Annotated in this window: 14 protein-coding genes; 11 read left to right on the top strand and 3 right to left on the bottom strand. The window is 37.4% G+C overall.

Translation table 11 applies throughout. The features are described 5' to 3' along the window. Positions 1 to 211 precede the first annotated feature (211 nt). Entirely contained in the window at positions 212 to 1054 is an 843-nt protein-coding gene (locus C4B60_RS12025; protein ID WP_104058250.1) for a 3D domain-containing protein, read from the top strand. Positions 1055 to 1246: 192 nt separating this feature from the next. Further along, entirely contained in the window at positions 1247 to 1705 is a 459-nt protein-coding gene (locus C4B60_RS12020) for an IDEAL domain-containing protein (RefSeq protein ID WP_245153960.1), read from the top strand. A gap of 675 nt (positions 1706 to 2380) precedes the next feature. Here the strand turns inward: C4B60_RS12020 and C4B60_RS12010 are convergent. The 3 genes from C4B60_RS12010 to C4B60_RS12000 form a co-directional block, all read right to left on the bottom strand. Next, on the bottom strand, positions 2381 to 3649 hold the full coding sequence (locus C4B60_RS12010; protein ID WP_104058248.1) for a helix-turn-helix domain-containing protein: 1269 nt from the start codon (positions 3647 to 3649) through the stop codon (positions 2381 to 2383). Positions 3650 to 3802: 153 nt separating this feature from the next. After that, positions 3803 to 4852: a C40 family peptidase gene (locus tag C4B60_RS12005; RefSeq protein WP_104058247.1), complete on the bottom strand. Its 1050-nt coding sequence runs from the start codon at positions 4850 to 4852 to the stop codon at positions 3803 to 3805. 24 nt (positions 4853 to 4876) lie between these two features. Further along, complete coding sequence (locus C4B60_RS12000) at positions 4877 to 5689, bottom strand: hypothetical protein (RefSeq protein ID WP_104058246.1); 813 nt, start codon at positions 5687 to 5689, stop codon at positions 4877 to 4879. A 193-nt stretch (positions 5690 to 5882) separates the two neighbouring features. Between C4B60_RS12000 and C4B60_RS11995 the strand changes: the two genes are divergently transcribed. The 9 genes from C4B60_RS11995 to C4B60_RS11955 all read left to right on the top strand — a co-directional run bounded on the left by C4B60_RS11995 (position 5883) and on the right by C4B60_RS11955 (position 14808). Next, positions 5883 to 6629 (top strand): YveK family protein, encoded by a 747-nt coding sequence (locus C4B60_RS11995; RefSeq protein WP_104058245.1) that lies wholly within the window; start codon positions 5883 to 5885, stop codon positions 6627 to 6629. After that, complete coding sequence (locus C4B60_RS11990) at positions 6619 to 7320, top strand: CpsD/CapB family tyrosine-protein kinase (protein WP_104058244.1); 702 nt, start codon at positions 6619 to 6621, stop codon at positions 7318 to 7320. The genes C4B60_RS11995 and C4B60_RS11990 overlap by 11 nt, the downstream gene beginning before the upstream one ends. A 14-nt stretch (positions 7321 to 7334) precedes the next feature. Then, on the top strand, positions 7335 to 8105 hold the full coding sequence (locus tag C4B60_RS11985) for a tyrosine-protein phosphatase (protein ID WP_104058243.1): 771 nt from the start codon (positions 7335 to 7337) through the stop codon (positions 8103 to 8105). A gap of 359 nt (positions 8106 to 8464) precedes the next feature. Then, the gene (gene tagD, locus C4B60_RS11980; protein ID WP_104058242.1) at positions 8465 to 8866 is read left to right on the top strand and encodes a glycerol-3-phosphate cytidylyltransferase; all 402 of its coding nucleotides are present in this window, start codon (positions 8465 to 8467) and stop codon (positions 8864 to 8866) included. Then, positions 8863 to 10059, top strand: a complete 1197-nt coding sequence (locus C4B60_RS11975) for a CDP-glycerol glycerophosphotransferase family protein (RefSeq protein WP_104058241.1) — start codon at positions 8863 to 8865, stop codon at positions 10057 to 10059. Before tagD ends, C4B60_RS11975 begins: the two co-directional genes overlap by 4 nt. After that, on the top strand, positions 10049 to 11236 hold the full coding sequence (locus C4B60_RS11970; RefSeq protein WP_104058240.1) for a CDP-glycerol glycerophosphotransferase family protein: 1188 nt from the start codon (positions 10049 to 10051) through the stop codon (positions 11234 to 11236). The genes C4B60_RS11975 and C4B60_RS11970 overlap by 11 nt, the downstream gene beginning before the upstream one ends. A 45-nt stretch (positions 11237 to 11281) precedes the next feature. After that, entirely contained in the window at positions 11282 to 12289 is a 1008-nt protein-coding gene (gene galE, locus C4B60_RS11965; protein WP_104058239.1) for a UDP-glucose 4-epimerase GalE, read from the top strand. Between the two features lie 35 nt (positions 12290 to 12324). Next, positions 12325 to 13134, top strand: coding sequence for an ABC transporter permease (locus tag C4B60_RS11960; RefSeq protein WP_104058238.1), 810 nt, complete (start codon positions 12325 to 12327; stop codon positions 13132 to 13134). 30 nt (positions 13135 to 13164) lie between these two features. Beyond that, a complete protein-coding gene (locus C4B60_RS11955) occupies positions 13165 to 14808 on the top strand; it encodes an ABC transporter ATP-binding protein (protein WP_104058237.1) in 1644 nt (547 codons plus the stop codon). Positions 14809 to 14845 lie beyond the last annotated feature (37 nt).

Below are 14845 nucleotides of genomic sequence, written 5' to 3'. Positions count from 1 at the left end.
ACTCCTCTAATATTCTCCAAACCCTAGTAAACTTTGAAAATTCCTTCACAAAGATAGGTATTAGTATAGTTCTATGAAGGACATGTGTCAATGAGGGGAAAACAGATTACCATGTAATCTAATTGTTACCACATTCTAACTCTCTTGATATGCTCTTGAAATCTATAGATGATAGTATAGGGATTGTTAGTGAAAAGGAGGGTTTCATTTCATGAAAAAACAAATTGTAGCACTAACTGCAGTAGCAGCACTGACAGCTGGAGCAGCTGGTCAGGCATCAGCATCATCTTCACACACAGTACAAAAAGGAGACACGCTGTGGGCGATTTCTCAAGCCAACAATGTCACGGTTCAAGACCTTAAAGACTGGAACAGCCTATCATCTACTATTATATATCCTAGCCAGGAACTAAAGGTTAGCAAAAAAGAAGAAGTTAAAGAAACATATACAGTCGTTAGTGGTGATACATTATTCAATATTGCTAAAACGCATGGTATCACATTAGAGCAGCTTGTAAGCTGGAATGGTTTATCCAGCGATCTTATCTTCCCTGGTGATGAGTTTGTAGTGTCAGGCGGCACTGCTCAGGAAGCAGTAGCAGCTCCTGAAGCAGCAGCACCAGCTCAGGAAACAGCAGCACCAGCCGAAGAAGCAGCACCAGCCCAAGAGGCGGCACCAGCTGAAGAAGCAGCAGCGCCAGCTGAAGAAACAGCAGCAGCTCCTGCAGAGTCAGCACCGGCAGAACAAGCACCTGCTGAAGCTGTTCAGGAATTAACTGTAACAGCAACCGCTTATACAGCGTATTGTAACGGTTGTTCAGGAACAACGGCAACAGGAATTGACCTGCGTGCCAACCCGAACCAAAAAGTTATCGCTGTTGACCCTAACGTGATTCCACTTGGATCAAAAGTATGGGTTGAAGGCTATGGTGAAGCAATCGCTGGAGACACTGGCGGAGCTATTAAAGGCAACAAAATTGACTTGTTCATTCCTTCTCAGGACCAGGCACTAAATTATGGTGTTCAAGAAGTACAGGTTAAAATTTTAAATTAATAGGCTGTTAATATAGAGTCGTTTCCTTCGGGAAGCGGCTTTTCTTTATTAAGTGATAAGATTGGAAATTGTAAAAACCTAACGATCTTCTTTAAATTGGTAAGCATTATTTCTTTATCTTTATCATAAAATATATGATAATATAATTAAATAACTGAATATTCCTAAAATAAAAGACAGGGGGAGGGTACTATGTTGCTGACGATCAAGATGATGAAGCCTTTTTATACACTGCAAGAAGGAAACGATCTCAAGCTCGTATTCGCATATCAATATTTCTCCGTCATCAAAGGAAAAGAAGTGTACCAATTTATCCCCGTTGAGGCAAATGAAATCCGCATTGATTTAAAAACCAAACAAATAGAAAATTTAACGGATATATTTGTATTTCAACGAGGCACCCGAATTTTTCGAATCCCATTATTCCAGCTTCTTCAGATTTCTGATTTAGTAGACCATTTAAAATCCATAGTAAGCTTCTACGTGCAACAGGTTAAGTCTGAGGAAGAGGAAGAGGCGGTATGTGAAGAAATCCTGCTCCTTGAGAAACAAAATCTACACCGTCTCATTGATAAAGCACTACTTAAAGGAAACCGCGAACAGTTTATGGAATTGACCGATCTGCTTAAACTCGAGGAGGCTGCTCACTAATGCCCTGGATGCTAATTTTGTAACCACCGTTCCTTTTAGTAGGGAGGTGGTTTTTTGTGTGAGCTGGAAGGGAGCGTGGTCACTTCGGTCATATAAACGCGGACAAATTAGAGGAGGGTTTGGACAGATTAAGGGTGTAAATGGACAGATTAAATGAATGCTTAAGTTTGATGTAATCGGAAATTGGTGGTGGAGGAAGTATTAGGTCGATCTTAGAAACCTGTTAACAGAGAAAAGCTGAGCTGAGGAATAAACCCAGCCCAATAGCCAATCGGGAAATATGGTAAATCATTAAAAATTTCATTGAAAACATTTTGATTTTAAAGTTAAAGCAGGTATTCCCTAAACGGATAATCTTTATATTTAAAAAATATCTCAATATAAAGATAACGGAAATAAAAAAATACATATGAATTGACAAAAAAATGCCGCCTGCGAAGCAGACGGCCAATGAGAGGGTATTGCTGGGTCATTTCATATTCTTATTGTATGGTACATTTTGCTGTGAGTCTATTGGGAAAATTGTAACGTCATCGGATCGGAGGATGGATAACTTTGTCACCAGCTGTTTCAAAAGTATCTCCTGAAAGGTGTTTTCCAACATCACTCTTAGTTGAAGATGACGCAAATCCGCTAAATGCCAAGACCGCTCCTAAAGAAAGAGTTAACAACAGTTTACAAGCCTTTTTCATTATAAAATCTCTCCTTTTCCTCCAGTATTCTCCACTGTTTATAGTAGTATCCTACCTTGCTTAGATCCCCTTTATTATCATAGTGGTCAATAATCCTGGTAATGATCGTCTTTGCCTCGTCATGATGACCATTTTTCAATAAGAAGGGGTAAAACCATTTTATCGCATATTTAGTTGCTTCGACTTGGGAAAATTGACTTTTTTTATAGAAAACGGAGTAGTAATAATAATATTTATATTCGTGTTTAAGGCTTAGATTATGAAGCTCTTCAAGTCGTTCCTCCCATAATTTGGTGGTCAAGTTTAATTCTAACCCAATTTCCAGCCATCCAAGCAGCGCAGTCAGGTATTCTTCTGAATCATCGGGGAGGATAACCAATGCTTCTTCTATCAGTTTTTTTGCTTTATGATAATCCTTTGAAAGAAGAAAGCACCTTGCATAATTTACAAGTATATGAGGGTAAATGCTATCCCGATAAAATAACCTCGCATTTCTCATCATAAGCTTGTAAACTGATTGGGCTTCAGAAAATAACCGCAGCCTCATATAATTAATGCCTAAAATCATTTGTGTATGAATAAGCCGTCTCCAATTACATTCTTTTTCATAAATTTCAAAGGCCTTTTTTCCATAAATTACAGCGGCCTCGGGTTGATTATTTTGACTATAAGCCAATGAAATTTGATAGTATGCTTCGGCAGTCCAGAAACGTCCAAGCGGGAGGGGATTTTCTAAAAATTGTTTATTATATTGTATAGCACCTTCACGGTCTCCCTCAATGAGCATTTTGGTGGCTTTAAAAAAGGTATAAATATTCTCTTCAATAGGAGTGAATGTGGTTTTTATTCGCTGAAGAATACTAAATATCGCTTTCTCCTCTTCTAACATCTCTTTCCACCAGTAATACCGGAACAAATAAAGATGATATAAATTTACAAAATCACTCGTTTCAATATAATCTTTATTGTCCACTATCTCTTGATAGATGATGTCAGCCTGTTCTTCATCGGTTGCAAAAATTGCCTGGATAAATTCAAGTAAAATTTCCTGAATTTCATTCATTCGATGTTTTTCATCTTCCAGGCGAAGACCCAGTCTTTCAAGAAGCATATTTAAGGTTTCTTCATTTGCTGTGTACATATTTGTCTCGATTTTGCTCAAGTGGGAGGTGGAACAGATGCCTTCTGCAAGCTCTGTTTGTGTGATCCCTTTTTTAGTACGGTAGTATTTTATGATAGACCCTACGTTCATCTTTGATCGGTCCTTTCAGAAAAATAGTGCAGCAAGCAGTTCTTGCAGGGGTCTTTATAAATTCGTCAAAGTTTATCTATTATCCTGCTTTAACGAAAAAGCTGTTCCAACAATCGATATCGGATCGGTCGTTGAAACAGCTTTTTATAGATCTTAATAAAAACGCTTAAAGCTTTCAAATTTTGATTTCCAGTAGCTGTTGCTTAAGCTGGTTACGATAACACCATTGTCATTGGCATGTACGAATTGATTGTTTCCGATATAGATACCTACATGGGAAATGCCTGCCTTGTATGTATTTTCAAAGAAGACTAAATCTCCGACCTGCGGGCTGCTTACTTCGTATGAACGGGCATGCTGTCCTTCAGCATTTGTACGGCTGATATTGTAGCCTGCCTGCTTGTATACATAATAGATAAATCCACTGCAATCAAATCCAGCTGGGGAAGATCCGCCCCATGAGTATGGTACTCCGAGATGACTCATGGCTACATTAACAACTGAGCTTGCAGAAGCTCCTCCAGTAGAAGGGGTTGTTGGGGCAGGAGATGATGAACCCGATCCCTGTGCTGGTGCCGAACCGCCTTTTACAGATAACTTTTGACCTACACGGATTAAATCTGAAGAAAGATTATTCCATGATTTAAGATTCGCAACTGTTACTCCGTAGTTTAAAGCGATTCTTCCGAGTGTATCGCCAGATTTAACTGTGTAGCTTGTGTCTGATCCGCTTGGCTGCGAAACATTTGACGCAGGTGGTGCAGCAGGGGTAGTGGCTTGAGCTGTACCACTGACGCGTAAACTTTGACCCGGATAAATCAGGTGGCCTGAAATGTTATTCAAGCTTCTTAAAGTTGCGAGTGTCATATTATGTCTTTGAGCGATCGCCCCGAGTGTATCGCCTGATTTTACTGTATATGTACTAGAGCCTGTGCTTGGTGCCGGTGCTGAAGATGAAGATGAACCTGAGCCAGAGGTTGAGCTTGCTGAAATCTTTATAACCTGATTTGGATGAATTAAATCTGATGAAAGATTATTAAGGCTCTTAAGATTTGAAACTGTAGTGTTGTACTTGTTAGCAATTTTCCAAAGATTATCGCCTGAGCTTACCTTATGTGTGCTGCTCGCTTCCGCTTCTGAATCAAAGCCGAAAAAAGAGGTTAATGCTGCTGTTGTTGCTACTGCAAATAACGTTTTCTTCATTTTCTTTTTCACTCTCCTAAAGGGTTAATTGGATGAAAAATAGTTAACTAGATTTGTTCCCCAGGTTGTATGACCAAGCTCTGTAGGCTCATCATCTTCAGTTAAATAGTTTTCAAGTTCGGGATCATCTGTTGAAGGCCAATCTGTCCAGTGATTTAAATAAGGTATATTATTTTCTTCAACTGTTTCTCTGACTGCCTCAACCATTTCAGGGTAATACGTTGCATTTTGAAAAGGCTGAGATGGAAAGGCGAATAAAGCGCTGTCAGGGTAAGATGTCTGAAATTCTTCTAAAAATAAACGAGTGTAATAGACCTGGTCATCAATTGATAGTACTCCTCCATCATGGATGGTTGGAAGCTCATATAATACGATGTCCTGATCCTCCAGCGAAATACTTCCTTCATCTAATGAAGTAAGCTGGTCCTCAGAGGTCCCTTCATAAGGAATAATAGAATAATTAAGAACTACTCCACTATAATTAGAAGTTAAACCCTCTTGAAGCAGTGTTGTCCAGTTTTCATCTAATAATAAACTGGATTCCGTGGCTATAATAGCAATATCGACAGGTTCATCAGTTTCTTGACTGTTCAGCCAGATTTCCTGAACATGCTCAGGCTGGTTTGCGATAAGTGCCGATAGACCGGTGTCTTCTTCTGAGTTATTGTCAGTCGATTCCTCTGAATCTGTGGATTCGACACTCTCACTAGTAGATTCTACCACAGTTGGTGACAAACGGTGAATATCTTTCTGAGAGTTTACCCACGCCCGGTGGCCTAAAATAATAATAATGACAGTAATAATGATGCTTAGGATAAGCATTGATTTCTTAAACATATAGGTTAAAACTCCCTTGCTGCATGATATAAAAGATACATTTAATTCATGCTAAATATTATATAAGATATTCAATCCAAATGGTAGTTCAAATGTAAAAGTTTAACGATAGTTGAAAAATATAAATCTATTTTTTCTTCGCTGTGATATAATGGGGTGGTTATTTTTATCTATGTCAGGAGGAAATACCCGTATGGAAGAAACGATAAGTTTAAAGGAATTATTCAACACACTTAAGAAGAGAATGGCAATGATTATCACCATTACGTTACTTGCTGTTTCCATTAGTGCGTTGGTCTCTTATTTTTTGATTACACCGGTTTATCAGTCTACAACTCAGCTGCTTGTCAACCAGGAACAAACTGAACAGCCGAATTTAAATGTCTCAGATATTCAAGCAAATCTTCAGCTAATAAATACATATAATGTGATTATTAAAAGCGCCAGAATTCTTGATAAAGTATCTGACGAAATGGATGGGCAATTTACAGCAGGTCAATTAAACGAAAAGATCACCGTACAAACAGAGCGTGATTCTCAGGTAGTTAATCTTTCTGTACAGGACCCGGATCCATACGTTGCTGCTGATATAGCCAATAAGACGGCAGCTGTTTTTCAGGAAGATGTAGTAGGGTTAATGAGTGTCGATAATGTAAACGTCTTAACGCCTGCTGTTGTCACACCTTCACAGTCGCCTGTAAGCCCTCAGCCGTTTTTAAATATGGCAATCGCTTTGGTTGTCGGGTTAATGGTTGGTGTAGGAGTTGCCTTCCTGCTTGAGTATTTGGATAACACGATTAAAACAGAGCAGGACATTGAAAAAACATTAGACCTGCCAATCTTAGGTGTTATTGGTCAAATTACTGATCTGCCAAGCGGAGACATCTCACCTGGAAGGTCCCAGGCTACCGAAGTGAGGAGTGAGCGATATGGCAGCTAAAAAGAAGCCAAGCAATTTAAATATCAAAAAAAGAAATCTAATTACTCAATATAATCCTAAATCAGTTGCGTCAGAGCAGTACCGTACAATCCGGACAAATATACAGTTTTCCGCAATTGAAAATGAAATCCGCTCTATAACTGTTACGTCTTCAAGCCCGGGTGAAGGGAAGTCAACGACTGCTGCAAATTTAGCGATTGTTTTCGCACAGCAGGGGAAAAAAGTGCTGTTAGTGGATGCAGATATGCGAAAACCGACCGTGCATTTTACCTTTAATATTATGAATACAATCGGCCTGACTACCGTGCTGACCAGACAGTCGGAATTAGTTAAAACCGTTCAAAAAACAGATATAGATAATCTGGATGTCCTGCCTTCCGGACCTGTTCCGCCAAATCCTTCAGAGCTTTTATCTTCAAGGGTTATGAGCCGTTTCTTTGAAGCAGCAGAAGATGTATATGATCTTGTAATATTTGATACCCCTCCGATTCTTGCAGTTACGGATGCACAGATTCTTTCTCATCAATGTGATGGCACTATTTTAGTTGTACGTTCAAGAATTGCAGATAAAGATAAAGTTGTAAAGGCTAAGGAGCATATGATTTCAGCAAAAGCTAAAATTCTTGGAGTCATTTTGAATGACAAGAAGATGGAAAGTAATGATGAATATTATTACTATGGAAACAGCTAAAGGGAGGCACGCAAATGATTGATATTCATTGTCATATTCTTCCGGGTGTAGATGATGGTCCGCAGAAACAATCAGATACCTTTGCAATGCTGGCCCAGGCGATTGAAGATGGAGTGACCGATATCATCGCCACTCCCCATCACCGAAACCGCAAGTACGTAAATGATAAAAAGGATGTCCTCGCAGATGTGGATAAACTTAATTCCTTCATTAAAGAGCATCAGCTGCCAATAACGGTGCATCCCGGCCAGGAAGTTCGGATTTACGGTGAAATTGTGGAGGATGCACAAAGAGACGAAATTCTCACTTTAGCAGGAACAACAAAGTACGTGCTTGTGGAGCTTCCATCGAGTCAGGTGCCTGCTTATACAGAGCGTGTCCTCTATGAAATGATGGTAGCAGGCATGATACCGATTATTGCCCATCCTGAAAGAAACTCTGCTATTGTGGAGGATCCCGGGAAGCTATTCAGATTGATTAATCAGGGGGCTCTTTCACAGGTAACTGCTGCTAGTGTAGCGGGAGATTTCGGGAAGAAGATTCAGCGTTTCTCCATGGAACTTCTTGAGCATCACCTTGCTCATTTCATGGCATCTGATGCCCATGATACAGAATACAGGGGCTTTGCGATGACGAAAGCATTAAAAGCACTTCACCATGCCCATGATCATGATTTTGGTGTGCTGGAAAATGCGGCTAATCTTCTAAAAGGAGATCCGTTGTTTCTTAATCCTCCGGTGGAGATAAAACCTAAAGGATTTTGGTCGAAAATATTGTCCAGATAATAAAGATAAGAAAAACGACATTCTTGATTTAAGTCTAAATCGTCTTTCTTTATAAAATGGGTGGATCGTCACCTTCATTTTATTAGAAAGGCGTTTTTCTATGGGAAAATTTATTAGGAAAAAAAAGGTTCATCGACTATTAAATAGTAATCTTCGAGATACCGGGAATCCTTTCAAATATTTTACTTTTTAGTATACGGAAGATTAATTGAATAATTTATAATGGTAATGTAAGATGGTAAAATGAATCTAACAGTATTTAAGATAATTAGGTTCTTACAAGCTTTAACCGTATAAATAGGGGTACATTAAATAATAAATGAAGAAGTATGAAAAAATCTTATTAGAGGTGATATAAAATGAAAACCGTTTTAACATACGGAACCTTTGATCTTTTGCATTGGGGACATATTAATCTTCTTAAACGTGCGAGAGAATTAGGCGATGAACTAGTTGTAGCTGTCTCAACAGACGAGTTTAATAAACTGAAACACAAGGATGCTTACCATTCATATGAACACCGTAAACTAATTTTAGAATCTATTCAGTATGTGGACAAAGTAATTCCTGAAAACACATGGGAACAAAAGGTTCAGGATGTTCTGGATAATAATGTTGATATTTTTGTAATGGGAGACGATTGGAAAGGGGAATTTGATTTCCTTAAAGAATACTGTGAAGTGGTTTATTTAGACCGTACAGATGGGATCTCCACCACAAAGATTAAAAAAGATTTGTTAATAGGAACAAAAAATGCATGATTACCGACGTCATTAAGACGGTATACCTATTTATATATAAATTTTTCTTTTCCATTTTCAAAGTGCTCCCGATTAAAAGAAAAGTAGTTATGTACGTAACTTTCAGACAAAACGCTTATTATATTATTCGTGAGCTTTTATCAAGAGAAATTGAACTTCCTATAGTTCTTATTTGTAATAAGGCATCATATAGAAGATTAAAAAAATTTGAGAATAATAATGTGAAGTTAATTTTAAATGACAATAAACTATTATTCTTTAAGAAAATTTTTCATTTATCAACTGCGAAAATAATAATTGTCGATAACTATTTTCCATTTCTTGCTGCCACCAACTTTAAAAAAGAGGTCGAATGCATACAGATATGGCATGCTGCAGGCGCAATAAAGAGCTTTGGACTGCCTGCAAATAATACCCATACACGTACTAAAATTTCGATTAAACGGTTTCACTCTGTTTATAACAGATTTGATAAGATCGTGATTGGTTCCGATGAGATGGGGACTATCTTTAAAAAAGCCTTTGGCTTAAAGAAGGATATTTTTCTGAAGACGGGGATTCCCAGAACGGATTTGTTTTATTTGGATGAAAAAAAAGAACAGTTAAAATCCGCCTTTCTTAAAAAATATCCAATGGCTGCTAAAAAGAAAATTATTCTTTATGCTCCAACGTTCAGAGATACAGAAAGCTATGATTATAAACTTGATATCCCCTATCTAAAGAAAAAATTAGGGGATCAATATTATCTTATCGCAAAGCTGCATCCCGTAACAAAGCAAACGATTATCGCGCCGGATGAAGTCAGCGACTTTTTTAAGCTCATTGATTCTCCATATGATGTTAATGAGCTTTTACAGGTTACTGATATTTTGATAACGGATTACTCTTCAATCCCATTTGAGTTTTGTATATTGGAAAAGCCGATGGTGTTTTTCCCATATGATTTAGTAGAGTACTCTGCTGAAAGAGGACTCTGGATGGACTATGAAAGCTTTGTACCGGGACCTGTCGCGAAAGATACTGAATCACTTGTGGATAGGATACAAAATATCGACAAGCTATTTGACCGTCAGGCTGTAAAAGAGTTTAACGAAATATGGAATAAATATTCCAAGGGCCAGTCTTCAAAAGATTTTGTTGATTATATAATGAAAAGGCTTGATGAAAACCAGGTGATTAAACATGAAAGATAAGTTGAAAAATGCTGCCAGAAAAGTAGTGGGAAAGCTATTCAGGATATTATTTAAAGTTTTTTCCCGTTTTCCACGAAATGAAAAACTTGTCATATTTGAAAGTTTTCATGGTAAACAGTATAGCTGCAACCCAAGAGCCATCTATGAATATATGCTGCAGGAAGATCTGGATTATGAAATGTATTGGAGTATGAATAAGAAGGATGCAGTTAAATATAAAGGTGAGAACCTGCACGTTTTGCAGCGGTTCAGTTTACAATGGATCTACAAAATGGCAACTGCTAAATACTGGGTTATAAACGCCAGACTTCCTCAGTGGATAGAAAAGCCCAAAGGTACCGTTTATTTGCAGACATGGCATGGTACTCCTTTAAAAAAGTTAGGGCAGGATATAACAGATGTCAAGATGCCTGGTACGACTACGGAGAAATACAGGAGTAACTTTATAAAGGAATCTTCTAAATGGGATTATTTAATTGCACCGAATCTTTACTCTAAGGATATTTTTAAACATGCCTTTTCTTTTAAAAAAGAAATTATTTTATCCGGCTATCCGAGAAATGATCTTTTGCACAAAAATAACAATCTTAAAGAAATAGACCTTCTCAAAACAAAGTATGGTCTTCCTTTAAATAAGAAAATAATCCTTTACGCTCCTACATGGAGAGATGATGAGTATCTCGAAGTCGGGAAGTACAAATTTTCTTTAAAGCTTGATCTGGAAAAAATGCAAAAAAAATTAGGTGAAGAATATATCATCCTGACAAGAATGCATTATCTGATAGCCGAATACCTGGACCTTTCGCAATTTAAAGGTTTTGCTTATGATGTATCAAACAATGCAGATATCAGAGAGCTGTACTTGATTTCAGATCTGTTAATAACAGACTATTCCTCAGTATTCTTTGATTATGCAAACCTTAAAAGACCTATTTTATTTTTTGCTTATGATCTTGAAAAATATAAAGATGAATTAAGGGGCTTCTATTTTGATTTTGAGAACTTAGCACCAGGTCCTATTGTAGAGACCACTGATGATCTGTTAAAAGAAATTGGTGAAATTACTGTTGCTGATTCTCAGGATAACCTGGTTAAAATGAAGCGTTTCTTCGATCAATATTGTTCACTTGAAGATGGATATGCATCAAAAAGAGTCGTTGAAAAGTTATTTAAATAAAAGAAACACACTCAGTATTTGTTTCTAAATAGAAGGAGATGTAGTATGGCAATTCTTGTTACAGGCGGAGCAGGATACATCGGAAGTCATGCGGTAGTTGAGCTTTTAAAAGAAAATTATGAAGTTATCGTCGTTGATAATCTATCTAACAGTAAAATTGATTCAATTAATAGAGTAAAGGAAATAGCAGGAAAGGACTTCCCTTTCTATATATGTAATTTAAGCAATAAGGAAGCACTGACAGATATTTTCCGTGCACACTCTATTGAGGCGGTCATGCATTTTGCTGGGTTAAAAGCTGTAGGGGAATCCGTTTCAATCCCATTAAAGTATTATTATACCAATATCATAGGAACGTTAAACCTCTGCGAAGTGATGAAAGAATTTAACGTTAAGAAACTCATCTTCAGTTCTTCGGCAACTGTTTACGGAAACCCGGAAATTGTACCGATCAAAGAGGACTTCCCTTTATCTGCTACGAATCCTTACGGGCAAACCAAACTAATGATTGAAAATATCTTAAAGGATCTGCATGTGTCTGACCCAAGCTGGAGAATTGTGCTGCTGAGATATTTCAATCCTATCGGTGCGCATGAAAGTGGTAGAATTGGGGAAAATCCTAATGGCATACCGAATAATATCATGCCATATATTACGCAGGTTGCTATTGGAAATCTAGAAAAACTATCTGTTTTCGGCAATGACTATGATACAGTTGACGGGACAGGAGTCAGAGATTTTATCCATGTAACTGATTTGGTTAAAGGCCATATTAAAGCTTTGGAGTATACACAGCATCACGAGGGAATCGAAACGTTTAATTTAGGAACCGGTCAAGGATATAGTGTATTGGATCTAGTCAATACGTTTAAAGATGTAACAGGTCAGGAAATCCCCTATGTCATTACTGAAAGAAGACCTGGAGATATTGGTGTTTGTTATGCTGACCCAACAAAAGCGGAAAATAAATTAGGCTGGCGAGCAGAAAAGAACCTTTTAGAAATGTGCCAGGACTCTTGGACGTGGCAGTCTAAAAATCCTAAAGGTTATTAAATGATCTATCGTTAACAGCGAAAAAGGTGAAAAAAATGTTTATGATTTACAAGGAGATGTGGAACAGAAGAAAAATGATCCACACTCTCTCCTTACAGGAAATGAAGAGAGAGTATGCGGGAACGGTATTAGGTGCTTTTTGGGGACTTGTAAACCCCTTAATGCGAATAGCTGTTTTCTGGTTTGTCTTCAGTGTGGGAGCAAGAGCAGGCGGGCCTGTTAACGGAGCTCCCTTTATTGCATGGCTTTCGATTGGGATGGTAGCCTGGTTTCTTCTGAATGATGGGTTTAAATTATCTCAGAAATCGTTTAGAAGCAAGAGGAATATAATAAAGAACACACCATTTCCCATATCAATTTTACCTGCTGTGCAAATTGCGTTTGCATTTTATACCCATCTAATTTTACTGGTTGTAATGTTAGTCATCACAGCTATTGGGTTAAAGTCTATCTCATTTTATTGGCTTCAAATCCTTTATTACGATTTTGCAGCTTTGATGCTCTTAATTGGACTGGGGGCTGTTACTGCTCCTATTGTTGCTGTCAGTAAAGACTTTGGCCGTTTCCTGGATACTATTTTAGTTTTCCTTTTTTGGATGACTCCGATTTTCTGGTCTATAGAGAATTTAAAGGGTCTTGAACAATTATGGTTTATCGAATATATTGTTAAATTAAATCCGTTCCACTACATTGTACAAGGGTATAGAGATTCTGTTTTTTATCAGGTAGGATTTTGGGAACAGCCAGTCTACACTCTTTACTTTTGGGGATTAGTTTTTTTCTTGTTGATTTTAGGGAATTATTTATACAAACGTATGAAACCAATATTTTTGGATTTATTATAAAAGGGATTTTATGTGAAAGGCTGATTTAGGATGGAATATGCAGTCAGCGTAAAAAGCTTATCAAAAAAATACAAGCTCTATACTGATAAATGGGGACCCATTAAAGAGGTTATATCGAAAAAGAAACTTCATAATGAGTTCTTAGCGTTAAATAATATTTCATTAGACTTTCCAAAAGGAGAGTCTATTGGCGTTTTAGGGAAAAATGGATCAGGTAAATCAACGTTGCTGAAGATTATTACAGGTATTGCTGAACCCTCTAACGGAAACGTTGATGTCCGGGGCAGTCTTGTGTTTTTAGATGTAAGCTCAGGTATTGACGCTGAGTTAAGCGGATACGACAATATTTTCATGAAAGGTACACTTCTTGGGTATTCAAGAGAAGAGATGCAGGAAAAGCTTGATGATATCATCGATTTCTCCGAGCTTGAAGAATTCATTCATCAGCCTGTTAAGAACTATTCATCCGGTATGCGGGCGAAGCTGGGTTTTGCAATATCAGTGAATGTTAATCCTGATATTTTAATCGTAGACGAAGCTTTAGCAGTGGGAGATTCAATCTTCAGGGAAAAATGCATGAAAAAGATGAATGAATTTAAAGAGAAGGGTAAGACCATCATTTTTGTCAGTCATGATAAAAATGCTGTTGAATCCTTCTGTTCAAAAGCTGCCTGGATCCATAAAGGCCAGCTTGTTATGTACGGCGAATCAAAAGAGGTTTGCAGAGACTATCAGTTGTTTATGAGCGGGAAAAGAAGTATTGAGTCCATAAAAGCAGAAAAAACATTAATAAATATGGTAGAAGAAGTGAAAACAGAAGGGCAATATAACAGTAAAATCAGGATTAGTGGAAAATTATATGAAAACAGTACTAATTCTTCTGAAGGATCCTATAGAATTAAGCTGATTAATAATCGTACCAGGCAGCATGTAACAATACCGATTGAAAGAAACAGGTATAATGGTGAGGATTCTGAAATTCCAAAAGAGAGGCTTTCAACTGCCGGATTTACAGCTTCAGTGCAGCTGGAAGAGTATTCTCAATTTCTTTTACCTGATAACTATAGTTTTTATATCCAACTTTCCCAAGATGGAAATTGGGCAGAGGTTCCATTATCAGCAGGAAAAGAATTTAGTGCTGTCCAGCTGGATTCTTCATTACCAAAATTCCGTACTGAAATAATTACTCTCAATGATCAGCTTTCAATTAAAGTTGAAAACCATAAAAAGTTAAATGAACAAGTAAATAAAATCTGGTATGAAGAAAATTATTTATGCCTTGAAGGCGTAGCTTACGTAAAGGAACTAGAAACAACTAAAGAGTCAGATGTCTCTTTAAACCTGATTTTAAAAAATAAGGAGACATATGAGTCCAAATCCTTTAAAGCTACTATGCTCTATACGAAAGAAATTACTGATAATAGCTCATTAAATCCTGAGAAGAAAAATTATGATTATTCACATTTCAGCTGTAAGGTATGTTTAGATGATCTGGGCGAGGGTGAACTAGAGGCTTACTTCCACTTTGAGCATCTTTCAGGGGCAGAGATTTATGCTTCTGCATGGGCGTCTCTATTCCAAAACTACGATACCGCCCTAAGAGAGATTGGACATAAAACGGCTGAAGTGAAAACAGTAAGCAAGTATTTAACTATTGAGTTGAAAAAGAAATAAAAATGGCTTTTATATAGGGAAAAATTAGCCGGTTTAG

The organism is Jeotgalibacillus proteolyticus (assembly GCF_002926065.1).
Taxonomy (GTDB): Bacteria; Bacillota; Bacilli; order Bacillales; family Jeotgalibacillaceae; genus Jeotgalibacillus; species Jeotgalibacillus proteolyticus.
The sequence above is the reverse complement of the archived record's forward strand: the minus strand, read 5'-3'. Positions and strand labels throughout refer to the sequence as shown.